The organism is Pseudomonas sp. GD04058, assembly GCF_029836855.1.
GTDB lineage: Bacteria > Pseudomonadota > Gammaproteobacteria > Pseudomonadales > Pseudomonadaceae > Aquipseudomonas > Aquipseudomonas bharatica.
In genome coordinates this window covers 33,819-49,493 of the sequence record NZ_JAOECN010000019.1, presented here as the reverse complement: position 1 = coordinate 49,493, position 15,675 = coordinate 33,819, and the positions used below count along the sequence as shown (strand labels likewise).

Annotated in this window: 14 protein-coding genes; 8 read left to right on the top strand and 6 right to left on the bottom strand. The window is 64.2% G+C overall.

The features are described from left to right. Nucleotides 1-6 precede the first annotated feature (6 nt). A complete protein-coding gene (rlmM, locus tag N7650_RS16645) occupies nt 7-1,071 on the bottom strand; it encodes a 23S rRNA (cytidine(2498)-2'-O)-methyltransferase RlmM (RefSeq protein ID WP_009404573.1) in 1,065 nt (354 codons plus the stop codon). A 225-nt stretch (nt 1,072-1,296) separates the two neighbouring features. Here rlmM and acnA point away from each other — a divergent pair, with 225 nt between their 5' ends. Beyond that, a complete protein-coding gene (gene acnA, locus N7650_RS16640) occupies nt 1,297-3,984 on the top strand; it encodes an aconitate hydratase AcnA (protein ID WP_279899174.1) in 2,688 nt (895 codons plus the stop codon). 310 nt (nt 3,985-4,294) lie between these two features. Continuing rightward, nucleotides 4,295-5,860, top strand: a complete 1,566-nt coding sequence (locus tag N7650_RS16635; protein ID WP_009404571.1) for a PAS domain-containing methyl-accepting chemotaxis protein — start codon at nt 4,295-4,297, stop codon at nt 5,858-5,860. 159 nt (nt 5,861-6,019) lie between these two features. Here N7650_RS16635 and N7650_RS16630 read toward each other — a convergent pair whose 3' ends face one another. From N7650_RS16630 to N7650_RS16615, 4 genes are all read right to left on the bottom strand, one after another. Beyond that, entirely contained in the window at nt 6,020-6,904 is an 885-nt protein-coding gene (locus N7650_RS16630; protein ID WP_279899173.1) for a pseudouridine synthase, read from the bottom strand. Between the two features lie 50 nt (nt 6,905-6,954). Further along, nucleotides 6,955-7,266 carry a transcriptional regulator gene (locus N7650_RS16625; RefSeq protein WP_279899172.1) on the bottom strand — a complete coding sequence of 104 codons (312 nt, stop codon included), beginning with the start codon at nt 7,264-7,266 and terminating at the stop codon, nt 6,955-6,957. Between the two features lie 94 nt (nt 7,267-7,360). Continuing rightward, nucleotides 7,361-7,792 carry a D-Ala-D-Ala carboxypeptidase family metallohydrolase gene (locus N7650_RS16620; protein ID WP_009404568.1) on the bottom strand — a complete coding sequence of 144 codons (432 nt, stop codon included), beginning with the start codon at nt 7,790-7,792 and terminating at the stop codon, nt 7,361-7,363. A 120-nt stretch (nt 7,793-7,912) separates the two neighbouring features. After that, nucleotides 7,913-8,149, bottom strand: coding sequence for a glutaredoxin family protein (locus tag N7650_RS16615; protein WP_009404566.1), 237 nt, complete (start codon nt 8,147-8,149; stop codon nt 7,913-7,915). A 167-nt stretch (nt 8,150-8,316) separates the two neighbouring features. Between N7650_RS16615 and N7650_RS16610 the strand changes: the two genes are divergently transcribed. Beyond that, nucleotides 8,317-10,275, top strand: coding sequence for a monovalent cation:proton antiporter-2 (CPA2) family protein (locus tag N7650_RS16610; RefSeq protein WP_279899171.1), 1,959 nt, complete (start codon nt 8,317-8,319; stop codon nt 10,273-10,275). A 121-nt stretch (nt 10,276-10,396) separates the two neighbouring features. Here N7650_RS16610 and N7650_RS16605 read toward each other — a convergent pair whose 3' ends face one another. Then, nucleotides 10,397-11,605, bottom strand: coding sequence for an ammonium transporter (locus tag N7650_RS16605; RefSeq protein WP_279899170.1), 1,209 nt, complete (start codon nt 11,603-11,605; stop codon nt 10,397-10,399). 308 nt (nt 11,606-11,913) lie between these two features. Between N7650_RS16605 and N7650_RS16600 the strand changes: the two genes are divergently transcribed. The 5 genes from N7650_RS16600 (at nt 11,914) to N7650_RS16580 (ending at nt 15,587) form a co-directional block, all read left to right on the top strand. Next, nucleotides 11,914-12,228 carry a YqjD family protein gene (locus N7650_RS16600; protein ID WP_279899169.1) on the top strand — a complete coding sequence of 105 codons (315 nt, stop codon included), beginning with the start codon at nt 11,914-11,916 and terminating at the stop codon, nt 12,226-12,228. Nucleotides 12,229-12,238: 10 nt separating this feature from the next. After that, the gene (locus N7650_RS16595; RefSeq protein WP_279899168.1) at nt 12,239-12,607 is read left to right on the top strand and encodes a phage holin family protein; all 369 of its coding nucleotides are present in this window, start codon (nt 12,239-12,241) and stop codon (nt 12,605-12,607) included. Further along, a complete protein-coding gene (locus N7650_RS16590) occupies nt 12,604-12,948 on the top strand; it encodes a hypothetical protein (RefSeq protein WP_009404552.1) in 345 nt (114 codons plus the stop codon). Before N7650_RS16595 ends, N7650_RS16590 begins: the two co-directional genes overlap by 4 nt. A 79-nt stretch (nt 12,949-13,027) precedes the next feature. Beyond that, complete coding sequence (locus N7650_RS16585; RefSeq protein ID WP_009404550.1) at nt 13,028-14,191, top strand: EAL domain-containing protein; 1,164 nt, start codon at nt 13,028-13,030, stop codon at nt 14,189-14,191. A 64-nt stretch (nt 14,192-14,255) separates the two neighbouring features. Further along, nucleotides 14,256-15,587, top strand: coding sequence for a deoxyguanosinetriphosphate triphosphohydrolase (locus N7650_RS16580; protein ID WP_009404548.1), 1,332 nt, complete (start codon nt 14,256-14,258; stop codon nt 15,585-15,587). Nucleotides 15,588-15,675 lie beyond the last annotated feature (88 nt).

The following is a 15,675-nucleotide window of genomic DNA, read 5'->3' as shown; positions in this document are numbered from 1 at the left end:
GAAAAGTCAGCGAGGCTTGATGTCGAGGCGGCGCAGGTGGCAGGTCACTTCCTCGCGGTCGTGATAAAGCTGCTTGCAACCGATGGAGACCTTGACCTTGCGTGCCTTGAAGCCCTCCTCGATGCGCTCCAGCAGGCGCCGCACCTCGGCATAACGTTGCTTCATCGGCAGCTTGAGGTTGACCACCGCCTCGCGGCAATGCCCGTCGCCCAGCCATTCTTCGATCATCGACGCGGTACGTGCCGGCTTCTCGACGATATCGCACACCATCCAGTCGACCATCTGCTTCGGCTTCCAGGTAAAGCCATCGACCATCAGGTGCTGCACCAGGCCGGTATCCATCAGGCTTTCAGCCATGGGGCCGTTATCGATGGCGGTCACCAGCATGCCGCGCCTGACCAGCTGGTAGGTCCAGCCGCCCGGAGCGGCGCCCAGGTCAACGCCGGTCATGTCATCGCCAAGGCGCTGCTCCCACTGCTCGCGAGGAATGAAATGGTGCCACGCCTCTTCCAGCTTCAGGGTCGAACGGCTCGGCGCCTCGCGGGGGAACTTAAGGCGCGGGATACCCATGGGCCACATGGCCGAGTTGTCCGCATCGGCCAGGCCAAGGAACACCCGCCGGCCACTGATGAAGGTCAGCAGCAGGCGCGGACCCGGGCCGTTTTCCACCAGGCGCCCGGCCTTGACCAGGGCCTTGCGCAGCGGCACCTCGAACTTGCGGCAGAAGGTGGACAGTTCCTTGCCGTCATTGCTGTCCATGACCTCCAGCCACAGGCTGCCGGCCACCGGATAGTCGGCCAGGTACTCCAGCAGCACGCTGATGCGATCGCTTTCCGGCAATTCGACGAAGCTGCCCCGGGCCCACTGGCGCGGGAAGATCAACTGCTTGAAACGCAGCGCGCCCATGATCTGCGCAGCGCCTTCGGCGTCGTTGCAGATGAACTCGGCGCAGGCGGTCTGCGGCTTGGCCTTGGCATAACCGGCAACGCCGAGCAACGCGGCGTGCTCGCTGATTTCGGAACAGACCTCGCTCTCGAAACCGGGCCGGCAATGCAGGAACAGGGTATTCATCACTCACTCCGGACGGGGACGGCTGCGCCCCGGTGGAAAATCGGCGAATGATAAAGGACTTTCGGAACTGGCGACACGCCCCGCCGGTCCAGTACTTGGTCAGGCGCGCCAAACAGGGCTACCCTGACCGCTTAGCCAGGTCCGTGCCGTGCGGACCCAGAAAGAGGCGGTGCAGCGGCAACAGCAAGGAAGGCAGCCGCTCACCGGCACAGAAGGAGTTGGTCAATGTCCTCGCTCGACAGCCTGAAAACCCTCAAGACCCTGGCCGTAAGCGGCCGCGAATACCACTACTACAGCCTGCCCGAGGCGGCGAAGGCCCTCGGCGACCTGGGCCGGCTGCCGATGTCGCTCAAGGTGCTGCTGGAAAACCTGCTGCGCTGGGAAGACGGCGAAACCGTCACCGGCGCCGACCTCAAGGCCCTGGCCGACTGGCTCAAGGAGCGCAGCTCCGACCGCGAGATCCAGTACCGTCCGGCCCGGGTCCTGATGCAGGACTTCACCGGCGTACCGGCGGTGGTCGACCTGGCCGCCATGCGCGCCGCCATGGCCCGGGCCGGCGGCGATCCACAGCGGATCAACCCGCTGTCGCCGGTGGACCTGGTGATCGACCATTCGGTGATGGTCGACCGCTACGCCAGCCCCGCCGCCTTCGGCGAAAACGTCGATATCGAAATGCAGCGCAACGGCGAACGCTATGCCTTCCTGCGCTGGGGGCAGAATGCCTTCGACAACTTCCGCGTGGTGCCGCCGGGCACCGGCATCTGCCACCAGGTCAACCTGGAATACCTCGGCCGTACCGTCTGGACCCGCGAGGAAGACGGGCGCACCTATGCCTTCCCTGACACGTTGGTCGGTACCGACTCGCATACCACCATGATCAACGGCCTCGGCGTGCTCGGCTGGGGCGTCGGCGGCATCGAGGCCGAGGCCGCCATGCTCGGCCAGCCGGTATCGATGCTGATCCCCGAGGTGATCGGCTTCAAGCTCACCGGCAAGCTGCGCGAAGGCATCACCGCCACCGACCTGGTGCTGACGGTGACGCAGATGCTCCGCAAGAAGGGCGTGGTCGGCAAGTTCGTCGAATTCTACGGCGACGGCCTGGCCACCCTGCCCCTGGCCGACCGCGCCACCCTGGCCAACATGGCCCCGGAATACGGCGCCACCTGCGGCTTCTTCCCGGTGGACGACGTCACCCTCGATTACCTGCGCCTCTCGGGCCGACCGACGGAAACCGTCGAACTGGTCGAAGCCTATTGCAAGGCCCAGGGCCTGTGGCGCGAGCCGGGCCAGGAGCCGCTGTTCAGCGACAGCCTGGCGCTGGACATGGGTGAGGTCCAGGCCAGCCTGGCCGGGCCGAAACGCCCGCAGGACCGCGTCGCCCTGCCCGGCGTGGGCAAGGCCTTCGATGACTTCCTCGGGCTCAACGTGCGCAAGGCCAATGCCGAGGGCAGCGGCGAGATCCGCCTCGGCCTGGACGGCGAGGAACACACCTTGAGGGACGGCGCCGTGGTGATCGCCGCCATCACCTCCTGCACCAACACCTCCAACCCCAGCGTGATGATGGCCGCCGGCCTGCTGGCGAAGAAGGCCGTGGAAAAAGGCCTGCAGCGCAAACCCTGGGTGAAAAGCTCCCTCGCACCGGGCTCGAAGGTGGTTACCGACTATTACCAGGCAGCGGGCCTGACGCCCTATCTGGACCAATTGGGTTTCGACCTGGTCGGCTACGGCTGCACCACCTGCATCGGCAACTCCGGTCCGCTGGCCGATCCGATCGAGGCCGCCATCGCCAGGGCCGACCTGGTGGTGGCCTCGGTGCTGTCCGGCAATCGCAACTTCGAGGGACGGGTGCACCCGCTGGTCAAGACCAACTGGCTGGCGTCGCCGCCACTGGTGGTGGCCTATGCCTTGGCCGGCACGGTGCGCATCGACCTGAGCAACGACCCGTTGGGCCGGGACGCCAATGGCCAGCCGGTGTACCTGCGGGATATCTGGCCGAGCCAGCAGGAAATCGCGGCGGCGGTGGCCCAGGTGGACACGCGGATGTTCCACAAGGAATATGCCGAGGTATTCGCCGGGGATGAACAGTGGCAAGCCATCGAGGTGCCGCAAGCGGCGACCTACGTCTGGCAGGACGACTCCACCTACATCCAGCATCCGCCGTTCTTCGACGGCATTTCCGGCCCGCCGCCGAAGATCGCGGACGTGCACGGCGCGCGGATCCTCGCCCTGCTCGGTGATTCGGTGACCACCGACCATATCTCCCCCGCCGGCAACATCAAGGCCGACAGTCCGGCCGGGCGCTACCTGCGCGACAAGGGCGTGGAACCGAAGGACTTCAACTCCTACGGTTCGCGGCGTGGCAACCACGAAGTGATGATGCGCGGCACCTTCGCCAACATCCGCATCCGCAACGAAATGCTCGGTGGCGAAGAAGGTGGCAATACCCTGCACGTGCCCACTGGCGAGAAGCTGGCGATCTACGATGCGGCCATGCGTTATCGCGACGAAGGCACGCCGCTGGTGGTGATCGCCGGGCAGGAATACGGCACCGGATCGAGTCGCGACTGGGCGGCCAAGGGCACCAACCTGCTGGGCATCAAGGCGGTGCTGGCGGAAAGCTTCGAGCGCATCCACCGCTCGAACCTGGTGGGCATGGGCGTGCTGCCCCTGCAGTTCAGCGCCGGGCAGGATCGCAAGCAACTAGGGCTGACCGGGCGGGAGAAGATCGACATCCTCGGGCTGGATGGGGTGAAGATCGAGCCGCACATGAGCCTGAACCTGCGGATCACCCGGGAGGACGGCAGCGTCGAGGAAATCGCCGTGCTGTGCCGGATCGATACCTTGAATGAGGTGGAGTACTTCAAGGCCGGCGGGATTCTGCATTATGTGTTGCGGCAGATGATCGGGCGGTGATCGCACAAAAGCCATCGCTGGCAAGCCAGCTCCCACAGATCCCTGTGGGAGCTGGCTTGCCAGCGATGAGGCCATCAGCCACAACACAAAACCAGATGACCAGAACGCCATCACCGCAGCCGAAGCTGAATGCTCTGACTTATGTTGCGAAAATGTGAAAGAATGCGCGCAAATTTCATGAACGTGAAGACTTCGCTTAACCCAGGCGCACCTGGTTTTCATTGAGCGAGATCAACGTAAGTCAAATATTCATTCAATAATTTCGTAGGGCCGCCGATAACCCACGAAAGCCTTGCGGATTGAACAGCTTATGCGCAACAACCAACCGATTACCCAGAGAGAACGGACTTTCCCTGCCCAACAGCGGTTGATTTCGACTACCGATGCCAAGGGTGTCATTACCTATTGCAACGATGCGTTCATCGAGATCAGCGGTTTTTCCCGCGAGGAACTGATGCGCGCACCGCATAACCTGGTGCGCCACCCGGATGTGCCGTCGGCGGTGTTCGCCCACATGTGGGCAACCCTGAAGCAGGGCCTGCCGTGGATGGGTATCGTCAAGAACCGCTGCAAGTCCGGTGATCACTACTGGGTCAACGCCTACGTCACGCCGATCTTCGAGAACAACCAGGTGGTGGGCTACGAGTCGGTGCGGGTCAAGCCGACCGCCGAGCAGGTTCGCCGCGCCGAAGCCCTGTACAAACGCATCAATGACGGCAAGTCGGCCATCCCGCGGCGCGACAAGTGGCTGCCGGTGCTGCAGGACTGGCTGCCGTTCATCATGATCAGCCAGATTGGCTTCCTGATCGGTATCTGGCTCGGCCACTCCTGGGGCTTCGCCCTCGCCGCCGCGCTCTCCGTACCCCTGGGCCTGCTCGGCCTGGGCTGGCAGCAGCGCGGCCTCAAGCGCCTGCTGCGCCTGGCCGAACAGACCACCTCCGACCCGCTGATCGCGCAGATGTACACCGACAGCCGCGGCGTCCAGGCGCGCCTGGAAATGGCCATGCTCAGCCAGGATGCACGCCTGAAGACCTGCCTGACCCGCCTGCAGGACACCGCCGAGCACCTCAACGAGCAGGCTCGTCAGTCCGACGCACTGGCCCACAACAGTTCCTCGGGCCTGGAACGCCAGCGCGTGGAAACCGAGCAGGTCGCCGCTGCCGTCAACCAGATGGCCGCCACCACCCAGGAAGTGGCCAACCATGTGCAACGTGCCGCCGATGCGACCCAGGCCGCCAACCGCCTGACCGATCGCGGGCGCAACATCGCCGGGGAAACCCGCGACGCGATCCAGCGCCTGTCCACTGCCGTCGGCGAAACCGGGCAGACCGTCACCCAGCTCGCTCGCGACAGCGATGAGATCGGTGGCGTGGTCGATGTGATCAAGGGCATTGCCGACCAGACCAACCTGCTGGCCCTCAACGCCGCCATCGAAGCGGCCCGGGCCGGAGAAATGGGCCGTGGCTTCGCCGTGGTGGCCGACGAGGTCCGTCAGTTGGCCCAGCGCACCAGCGAATCCACCGGGCAGATCCATAGCCTGATCGCCAAGCTGCAGCAAACCGCCTCGAATGCGGTGCAGACCATGGAAGCCGGGCATCGCCAGGCCGAAGAAGGCGTGCAACGGGTGATGGAAGCCGACGAGGCGCTGGTGGGCATCAGCGAAGCGGTGGCCAACATCACCGACATGGCAACCCAGATTGCCGCAGCGACCGAGCAGCAGACCTCGGTGGCCGAGGAAATCAGCCGCAACATCAGTACCATCGCGGCGCTGGCCGACCAGACCTCGGAGCAGGCTCAGCACTCGGCGCAGCTCAGCGAGGAGCTGACCCATACGGCGACCACGCAGTACTCGCTGGTGGAGCGGTTCAACCGCTGATCGTTGCTGGAAATGCGAAAGGCCCGGAAGTGCTTAGCTTCCGGGCCTTTTTGTTGGGCTTTCGGGCCTCATCGCTGGCAAGCCAGCTCCCACAGGTCCTGCGGTGCATGCAACCCCTGTGGGAGCTGGCTTGCCAGCGATGAGGCCCGAAAGGCCACCTCACCAATCAAGCCTCAAACGACTCTCGAAATACCGTTCCTGTCCCGTCAACGGATCCTCGAACCTCAGGCTGCGCGCCAGCAGTTTCAGCGGCTTTGCATAATCATCCTCGCCCTGAACCACCTCGGGATAGAACGGATCGTTGCAGATAGGCGCCCCCAGCGCCGCCATATGCACGCGCAACTGGTGGGTCTTGCCGGTCACCGGCGACAGACCGTAGCGCCACAGGCCACCCTGCTTCTCCAGTACCTCGGCATGGGTCTCGCTGTTGCTCGCCCCTGGCACTTCCTGCATGCGGAAAAACGGCTCGCCGTTGGCCATGCGACTCTTGTGCACCAATGGAAAATCCAAGCCGGGCAAGGCCGGTGCAATGGCCTGGTACTGTTTGTCGATGCGTCGGGTCGGGAACAGCTGCTGATACGCCGAGCGGCTTTGCGGATTGGCAGAAAACAGCACCAGCCCGGCGGTATGCCGGTCGATACGGTGCAGCGGCACCAGGTGAGGGTTGTCGAGACGGCGGATCAGGCGGCGCAGCAAGGTCTGCTCGACATACTCGCCGGTCGGGGTTACTGGCAGGAAGTGCGGCTTGTCGGCGACCACCAGATGCTCATCCACGTGCAGGATAGCCTCCAGCACCGGAATGGGTTTTTCGTTGGGCACTTCGCGGAAGTAATGGATACGCAGCCCCACGCGATAAGGATGATCGACCGCGATCGGCTGGCCTTGGGCATCCAGCACCCGGCCGCGTGCGAAACGATCAAGCCAGACCTCGCGCCCGATCGCCTTGAAGTGCTCGCAAAGACAGTCCAGCACAGTGGACCAATTGCCCGGCGGCAGGCAGACCGTACTGGCCTGCTGGCTGGCCGGATCGAAAACAACGCTCATGGGAAGCCTCGCAAGCTGGGGGCCGGGCATTATCCGGCATGCCTACAGCTTCAGCCAGCCTCGACCGACGCCGTGTCGCAGGCCGCCTTCAACCAGCGCAACACATCGACTGCCTCCCAGCGGCCGGCGTCGTACAAGGCATAGGCCTGGCCGTCGAAGCCCACCACATCCAGCGGCCGGTGAAAACCGGCGCGCTGGAACAGGGCTTCGATCTCGGCGAAGCAGGTGTTGAAGTGAACCTTGCCGAATGGCGTACGGTCGTCGGTGACCAGGCCTTCCAGACGCAGTTCCGCCACGGCCCCGCGCACCTGGTCGACGGACATGGCATTGACGCTGGCTTTGAGTTGTTCGACGTTGACCATCATGTTTCTCCGGGCATGAAGCTGCCCGCCCCGCATACTGTATTTATGTACAGCATAGGAGGCGAGCGGGTTGAACGTCAATTGACGTAACGAATCATTGCAAGCCCGGCAGGTAGCCGGTGCCCTTGCGAATGGTCAGCACCTGGCGGCGGAGCTTGTGTTCGGCCAGGCCCAGATGGACCCAGCCGTCGAATTCCAGGATCAACTGGTCGAAGTCCAGGTTGCTGTCCATGATCCGCAGGGCCAGCTCGCGGGGCGAAAGGCTGACGGCCATGATGTCGGCTGCCAGCCCACGAATATGGGCGCTGGCCCCCGAACCGCCGATCTGGCGGTTCAAGGCTTCGCTGCGATAGCCGCTGGTGATCAGGACCGGCTGGCCGATCAGGCTGCGTACCGACTCGAGGGTCTGGCACAACCGGACCAGGTTGGCGATCACCTGGCTGTCGGGATTGTTGTCGAGCCCCGCCCGGTTGGCGACCTGCGAGGCCGTCATTTCGGCGAGGGTGAAATGGGGGGTGAGGAACATGCATGCCACTCCTTGGCTGAAAAAATCCGCAGCGGCCACCACGGCCGGTGCCAGCGGATTCTCCAACCGCCGCGATGACGATTGCATGCGTCCTTGTGCATCAAAATGTGAAACGGTGACCTAGCCGAGGAAAGCCACCACCTGGTCGACGTCGAACGGCCAGTCCAGTTCCGCGCCGGTGTCGCAGCGCCGCAACACCGGGATGCGCAAACCGTAACGCTCGAACAGCAACTGATCGTCGGCGATATCCACCAGCTCCACCAGCAGGCCATGCTCCACCAGCGGCATCAGCAGCGCTTCGGCCACTTCGCACAGGTGGCAACCCAGGGTGCCGAACAATTGGCATTCAGGAAGCATTGAAAATTACCGATACAAAATGAACGGGAGGTTCATTCTAGGGGGCACCCCCGGGTCCGTCGAGGCAGGCATGCGCGCAACGCGACGACCTGACCGGGATCAAGGGGCCTGGCTCGGGTTTGCCGTACGCTAGACGTTTTTTGCCGTTTTTACAGGGAGTATGTGGTGTGTTCGCAAATCTGCTGATCATCCTGGCGTCATCGCTGGTCGTCATCGCGGTGTTCAGGCGCCTGCAGTTGCCGCCGGTACTCGGCTATCTGTGCGTCGGACTGTTCGTCGGCCCTACGGCACTGGACTGGGTCAACGAAAGCGAGGAACTGCCGGACCTGGCGGAAATGGGCGTAGTCTTCCTGCTGTTTTCCCTCGGCCTGGAATTCTCCCTGTCGAAAATGCTGGCCTTGCGTAAGGTGGTGTTCGGCCTGGGCAGCCTGCAGGTAGTGTTCTGCGGCCTGGCCCTGGCCGGCGCCCTGTCGCTGCTGGGCATGCCGAGCACGGCAGCCTTGCTGCTCGGTGGCGGCCTGGCCTTGTCGTCCACGGCCATCGTGTCCAAGGAGTTGACCAGCCTGGGCGAGATCTTCAGCACTCACGGGCAGAACGCCATTGGCGTGCTGCTGTTCCAGGATGTGGTGGCGGTATTGCTGCTGACCCTGGTCCCGGTGTTCGCCGGTGAATCCAGCCAGGCCTGGTACTGGGCCCTGCCGCTGACCCTGGGCAAGACCGTGATCCTGTTCGTCGGCCTGCTGCTGGCCAGCCGCTGGCTGCTGCCGAGGCTGTTCCATGAAGTCGCCAGTTCCCATTCGGCCGAACTGTTCGTGCTGCTGGCCCTGGTGATCGTATTGCTCACCGCCTGGCTGACCCACCTGCTCGGCCTGTCGCCGGCACTGGGCGCCTTCCTCGCCGGCATGCTGCTGGGCGAAAGCAACTACCGCCATCAGATCGAGGCCGATATCCGCCCGTTCCGCGACATCCTGCTGGGCCTGTTCTTCGTCAGCATCGGCATGCTTATCGACCTGCACCTGTTCGCCAGCAATGGCCTGGAAATCCTCGCCCTGACCCTAGGCCTGCTATCGCTCAAGGGCCTGGTGGTGGCGGCGCTGGTGCGGGTGCGCGGCAGCGATGCGGAAACCGCCTGGCGCAGCGGCCTGGCATTGGCCCAGGGCGGCGAGTTCTGCTTTGCCCTGATGGCGCAGATGCAGCAAAGCAACCTGCTTCCCGCCGAACTGGGCCAATTGCTGCTGGCGGCGACCTTCTGCTCGATGCTGGTCACTCCCCTTCTTCTGCGCGCCGCGCCGGCCGTGGCCCTGCGCCTGCACCGCAAGCCCAACGAAGAAGTCCACCTGGAAGAAATCGAAGCGCAGAGTGCCGATATCAAGGGGCACGTGATCATCTGTGGCTATGGTCGGGTCGGCCAGTCCATCGGCCGTTTCCTGCGCCGCGAACAGTTGCCCTTCATCGCCCTGGACGATGATCCGGTGCGGGTGCAGGAGGCGGCGGCCGGCGAGAGCTGCGTGCACTATGGCGATTCGCGGCGTGGCGAGTTACTCGAAGCCATCGGCCTGGAGCGTTCACGGCTGCTGGTGGTGGCCGTGGACAATACCGACGTGGCCATGCAGGTACTCAAGGCCGCACGCCAGCGCAACGCGCAGATTCCTATCCTGGTGCGCACCCGCGACGACAGCCTGCGCGATGAACTGCGCGCCGCCGGGGCCAGCGCCGTGGTCCCCGAGGTGCTGGAGTCCAGCGTGATGCTGGCGTCCCATGCCCTGGTGATGCTCGGCGTTCCCGAGGACCGGGTGCGCAAGACCGTCGAGGAAGTGCGCCAGAGCCGCTACCGCCTGTTGCAAGGTTTCTACCAGGGCGCGCAGACCGACCTGGTGGACAGCGAAGGCCAGCCCAAGGTGCTGATGCATGCGGTGCAATTGCCATCCAGTGCCTATGCCTGCGGGCGGCGCCTGGATGACCTGGCGCTGGAGCAACTGGGCGTGGAGGTGCAGGCGGTGCAGCGTAACGGCACCGAACTGGCCCTGAACACCGGGACGTTCCTGCATGCCGGGGATTCGATACTGGTCTGTGGGCCGCTGAGTGCGATCAAGACCAGCGAGGCGCGCCTGCTGGCCGGCCGCTGATCAAAGACGCGACGCGCACCCTGTGGGAGCTGGCTTGCCAGCGATGGCAGTAGTGAGTTCACCGACGTCATCGCTGGCAAGCCAGCTCCCACAGGTTCAGTGGTGCTCCTAAGAAAGCATTTCAGTCCTGGCTGGTGGCACCGATCTTGTGGATCGACAGGTCGGCGCCGTAGTACTCCTGCTCCTGACTCAGGCGCAGGCCATGCACGCGCTTGATCAGACCGTAGACGATGAAACCACCGGCAAGGGCCACGACCACGCCAGCGGCACTACCAATCAACTGGCTGACGAAGCTCACCCCACCCAGCCCGCCGAACACCTGCTGCCCGAAGATCCCGCAGGCAATCCCGCCCCATACCCCGCACAGGCCGTGCAATGGCCAGACACCGAGCACGTCGTCGATCTTCCAGCGGTTCTGGGTCGCGGTGAAGCACCAGACGAACAAGGCACCCGCCACCGCCCCGGTGACCAGCGCGCCCACCGGATGCATCAGGTCGGAACCGGCGCAGATCGCCACCAGGCCGGCCAGCGGTCCGTTATGCAGGAAGCCAGGGTCATTGCGCCCCACCAGCAGCGCGGCGACGGTGCCACCGACCATGGCCATCAACGAGTTGACCGCCACCAGGCCGCTGACCGCCGTCAGGGTCTGGGCGCTCATCACGTTGAAGCCGAACCAGCCGACGATCAGGATCCACGAACCCAACGCGAGGAACGGAATGTTCGACGGCGCGAAGGCGACCAGGCGCCCTTCGCGGTAGCGGCCGTTGCGCGGGCCCAGCAGCAGCACCGCCGCCAGTGCCAGCCAGCCGCCCATGGCGTGCACCACCACGGAGCCGGCAAAGTCATGGAACGGCGCGCCAAAGGCCGCGGTCAACCAGGCCTGCACCCCAAGGTTGCCATTCCAGACGATGCCCTCGAAGAACGGATAGACGAACGCTACGATCAGCAAGGTCGCGCACAATTGCGGGGCAAAGCGTGCCCGCTCGGCGATACCTCCGGAGATGATCGCCGGGATCGCCGCCGCGAAGGTGAGCAGGAAGAAGAACTTCACCAGGCCATAGCCATGCTCGGCACCGAGGGTCGCTGCCGGATGCAGGAAATGCGTGCCATAGGACAGCCAGTAGCCGATGAAGAAGTACGCCAGGGTCGAGACGGCGAAGTCGCTGAGAATCTTCGACAGTGCGTTGACCTGGTTCTTGTGGCGTACGGTGCCGACTTCAAGAAAGGCGAAACCGGCATGCATGGCCAGCACCATGACTGCGCCGAGAAGGATGAACAGGGTATTGGAGCCCTGGACCAGGGAGTCCACTGCGCTTTGCAAATTTTCCATGAAGACGGCAGGCCTGCAAAAAGAAAAAAGCACCAAAGCAGTTCGAGAGACATCCATGACGCACCAGACTGGATCAGTCGGACGCCCATCCGTGGGTGAAAAAACCCGAGCGAGGTGATTTTTCCGGGGTTGGCTTGAATTGGGTTATGGTTGAACAGCAGGCCAGACGGCTCGACGCCCGGAAAAGGCGCAAGCCGCAGGCCAAACGCACCACTGCGTAGCAATTGCTGTACCAGCGACGTCTGACTGAACCTTCAGCAACGCCCTGCACTCGAAATTCCGATTGCCAACCTTTCATGGAGAACCGTATGGCCAGCAAACAGGCACAAACCGCCCAGGAAATCCTCATGTCGGATTTCCAGACCCTGGTGCGCGACACCGAGAAACTCCTTGAACACACCGCTACCCTCGCCGGGGACCAGGCCGACGAGCTGCGCGCGCAGATCCACGACAGCCTGCTGCGTGCCCGGGAAACCCTGCAACAGACCAATCATGATCTGCGCGAGCGCGGCCAGGCGGCGCTGACCAGCACCGAGGACTACGTGCAGAACAATCCATGGCAATCCATCGGCATCGCTGCCGGAGTGGGCTTCCTGATCGGTCTGCTGGCCAGTCGGCGCTGAGGGCCTGGCCATGGAAAACCAATCCCCCGGCTCGTCGTCGCGGCGCCTCGGCGCGGCGATCCTCGGGCTGCTGCACGGTCATGTCGAGCTGTTCGGCATCGAACTGCAGGAACAGAAGGCCCGCACCCTCAACCTCCTGCTCTTCGCAGGCCTGGCCTTGGTCTTCGCCCTGCTCCTGCTGACCGCGCTGTCGGCGCTGCTGCTGGTGCTGCTATGGGACAGCTATCGCCTGGCCGGTATCATCGGGCTGTGCGTGTTCTACGGCATCGCTGCGCTGTTCTGCGCCATACGCCTGAAAACTGCGGTGCATGACGAGCTGTCGCCGTTCCGCGGCACCCTCGAAGAACTTGCCAAGGACCGGGAGCGCCTGTTGCCATGAGCCTGCCTGAACTGCCCAAGACCTCCGATCGCCGGGAACTGCGCAAGGCCATGGTGCGCCTGCGCATGGAGATGCATCGCCAGGAAATCCGCAACGAAGCCGGTAATGCCCTGCAACCCCTGACCCGCCTGCGCAGCATGGGTGACAGCCTGCACAGCGGCCTGCAGGGCGGCCTTGGCATCAAGCATGCGCCGCTGTGGGGCATTGGTGCCGTGGTGTTGCTGGGGTTCATCACCGGCAAGGGCGCGCGCAGCGGCAACCTGTCGCGCATGACCAGGCTGGCCAGTGGCCTGCTGCCGTTGATTCGCCTGTTCATGCAGCAACCGCCGAATCGTCGTTAACGGAACTGGCGGCATTCTTGCAGAACGTTGACCGGGCGGTCCGCCGCCCTTCCGCGTCCAAGAACAACAAGGAGTCGCCGTGTCCGACGAGCAACCGCTCGCCTGTTTCCAGCCGTTCATCGACACCGCCACAGGGCGTATCGCTGGCGTCGAAGCCCTGGGGCGCCTGCGCCGCAGCGACGGCCAGTTGCGCTCGGTGGGGCCGCTGTTCAACGATCCGCACATGCCCTCCGCCGACTTGTTGAAACTCGACCGGACCCTGCGGGAACAGGCGTTCAGACAATTCCACCAGGCCCCGGGAGACTGGTTTCTCAGCCTCAACATCTCGCCGCGCTGGGTCAGCGAACTGCAACCTGGCGAGCCGCTGCCAAGCCTGGTCCAGTTGCAGCAGCAAGGCATCGATCCGCGCCGGGTCGTGTTCGAGATCACCGAGACCGGCGGTGACCGCGAACGTCTGGCGATGGTCGTGCAGCGCTACCGGGAGGCCGGTGCGCGGGTCGCCATCGACGATTTCGGAGCCGGCTACTCGCAACTGGACCGCGTGCTCTCGCTGCAACCGGATATCCTCAAGCTCGACATGCGCCTGTTCCAGGCGGCGGCCCGGGGCGGCCCCAGCAGCGAAGTGGTCAAGGCCCTGGCGCAGATGGCCGAGAAAACCGGCTGCGTGATCATCGCCGAAGGGGTCGAGACCGAGGCCGAGCTGAACTTCGCCCTGGAATGCGGTGCGCGCTACCTGCAAGGCTTTCTCTTCGCTGGCGCCGAACCTGGCTTCTTCCCCGCGCAAACCTTCGCCGGGCGCTTCGCCCAACTACGCGAGCAGTACGTGCATGGCAAGCTGGCAGAGCGGGCGAGGCTGATGCAGCGGCGCCAGCAACTGGTGGAACTGATGCCGCAATTGCAGCAGTGGGTCCTGGCCAATGCCGCCCTGGAAAAGCTGCCCGACCTCAAGGCCTACCCTTGGCTGCTGCGCTTCTTCCTTTGCGATCGCCACGGCACCCAGTTGACGCCGAACCTGGAATGGCGCCAGGACAGTTGGCACATCGACTCCAGCTACCTGGGGCACAACTGGTCGTGGCGGCCGTATTTCTACCACCTGCTGGCAGAGGGTTGGGACGAGCGCCGGCTGATCCTGTCCAACACCTATCGCGATGCCACGACCAACCAGTACTGCCTGACCGCCGGGCAGTTCTTCGACAGCGGACGCCGCCTGTTACTGATCGACGTGGACGCCGCCGGACTTTGAGCTTGCGGCGCGGCCCTGGAACACGGGAAGCTAGGCCCCTGCCCCTTGTTATGGAGACCCGGCCTTGGACTGGCACACCCTGCTTACCCGCGAACGCCTCGGCAAAACCCTGCACAGCTCCGAGGAACTGGGCCGCAGCCCGTTCCACAAGGATCACGACCGCATCATCTTCTCGGGTGCCTTCCGCCGCCTGGGACGCAAGACCCAGGTCCACCCGGTCACCAGCAACGACCATATCCACACCCGCCTGACCCACTCGCTGGAAGTCAGTTGCGTGGGCCGCTCGCTGGGCATGCGCGTTGGCGAAACCTTGCGCGAAGTCCTGCCGGACTGGTGCGAGCCCAGCGACCTGGGCATGGTGGTGCAATCGGCCTGCCTGGCGCATGACATCGGCAACCCGCCCTTCGGCCACTCGGGTGAGGACGCCATCCGCCACTGGTTCCAGCAGGCTGCCGGGCGCGGCTGGCTCGACGCGATGAGCCCCACCGAGCGCGCCGACTTCCTCAACTTCGAAGGCAATGCCCAGGGCTTCCGGGTACTGACCCAACTGGAATATCACCAGTTCGACGGCGGCACCCGACTGACCTACGCCACCCTTGGCACCTACCTGAAATATCCCTGGACCGCACGTCACGCCGACGCCCTTGGCTACAAGAAGCACAAGTTCGGCTGCTACCAAAGCGAGCTGCCGCTGCTCGAACAGATCGCCCGCAAGCTCGGCCTGCCACAACTGGAAGACCAGCGCTGGGCCCGCCATCCACTGGTGTACCTGATGGAAGCGGCGGATGACATCTGCTACGCCCTGATCGATCTGGAAGACGGCCTGGAGATGGAGCTGCTGGATTACCAGGAAGTGGAAGCACTGCTGCTTGGCCTGGTCGGCGACGACCTTCCGCAAACCTACCGCCAGCTCGGCCCGCAGGACTCACGGCGGCGCAAGCTGGCGATCCTTCGCGGCAAGGCCATCGAACACCTGACCAACGCCGCCGCGCGGGCCTTCGTCGAACAGCAGGACGCCTTGCTGGCCGGCACCCTGCAAGGCGACCTGGTGGAACACATGGATGGCCCGGCCAAGCGCTGCGTGCTTCAGGCCAAGGACATCGCGCGCAAGAAAATCTTCCAGGACAAACGCAAGACGCTCCATGAAATCGGCGCCTACACCACCCTCGAGATTCTCCTCAACGCCTTCTGTGGCGCGGCCCTGGAGCAGCATGGCGGGCGCACGCCGTCGTTCAAGCACCGACGCATCCTTGATCTGCTCGGTAACAACGCGCCGGACCCGAACGGCTCCCTGCATGCAGCGTTCCTGCGCATGATCGACTTCATTGCCGGAATGACCGACAGCTACGCCACCGAGATGGCACGGGAAATGACCGGGCGTTCAAGTCCGATCTGACAGGCAGCGGGGTCCCCTGGGGACCCCGCTAGACAATAGCAACATGGCTCTTTGCCTCTATCTTCCGACATAAAAGTGGAACCTTCCC

What these genes read in the sequence shown, in the direction of transcription:
- acnA (WP_279899174.1), top strand. Translation starts at nt 1,297, where the DNA reads ATGTCCTCGCTCGACAGCCTGAAAACCCTCAAGACCCTGGCCGTAAGC.
- N7650_RS16630 (WP_279899173.1), bottom strand. Translation starts at nt 6,904, where the DNA reads ATGAGCGTTGTTTTCGATCCGGCCAGCCAGCAGGCCAGTACGGTCTGC.
- N7650_RS16605 (WP_279899170.1), bottom strand. Translation starts at nt 11,605, where the DNA reads ATGGAAAATTTGCAAAGCGCAGTGGACTCCCTGGTCCAGGGCTCCAAT.
- N7650_RS16635 (WP_009404571.1), top strand. Translation starts at nt 4,295, where the DNA reads ATGCGCAACAACCAACCGATTACCCAGAGAGAACGGACTTTCCCTGCC.
- N7650_RS16595 (WP_279899168.1), top strand. Translation starts at nt 12,239, where the DNA reads ATGGAAAACCAATCCCCCGGCTCGTCGTCGCGGCGCCTCGGCGCGGCG.
- N7650_RS16620 (WP_009404568.1), bottom strand. Translation starts at nt 7,792, where the DNA reads ATGTTCCTCACCCCCCATTTCACCCTCGCCGAAATGACGGCCTCGCAG.
- N7650_RS16615 (WP_009404566.1), bottom strand. Translation starts at nt 8,149, where the DNA reads ATGCTTCCTGAATGCCAATTGTTCGGCACCCTGGGTTGCCACCTGTGC.
- N7650_RS16590 (WP_009404552.1), top strand. Translation starts at nt 12,604, where the DNA reads ATGAGCCTGCCTGAACTGCCCAAGACCTCCGATCGCCGGGAACTGCGC.
- N7650_RS16600 (WP_279899169.1), top strand. Translation starts at nt 11,914, where the DNA reads ATGGCCAGCAAACAGGCACAAACCGCCCAGGAAATCCTCATGTCGGAT.
- rlmM (WP_009404573.1), bottom strand. Translation starts at nt 1,071, where the DNA reads ATGAATACCCTGTTCCTGCATTGCCGGCCCGGTTTCGAGAGCGAGGTC.
- N7650_RS16625 (WP_279899172.1), bottom strand. Translation starts at nt 7,266, where the DNA reads ATGGTCAACGTCGAACAACTCAAAGCCAGCGTCAATGCCATGTCCGTC.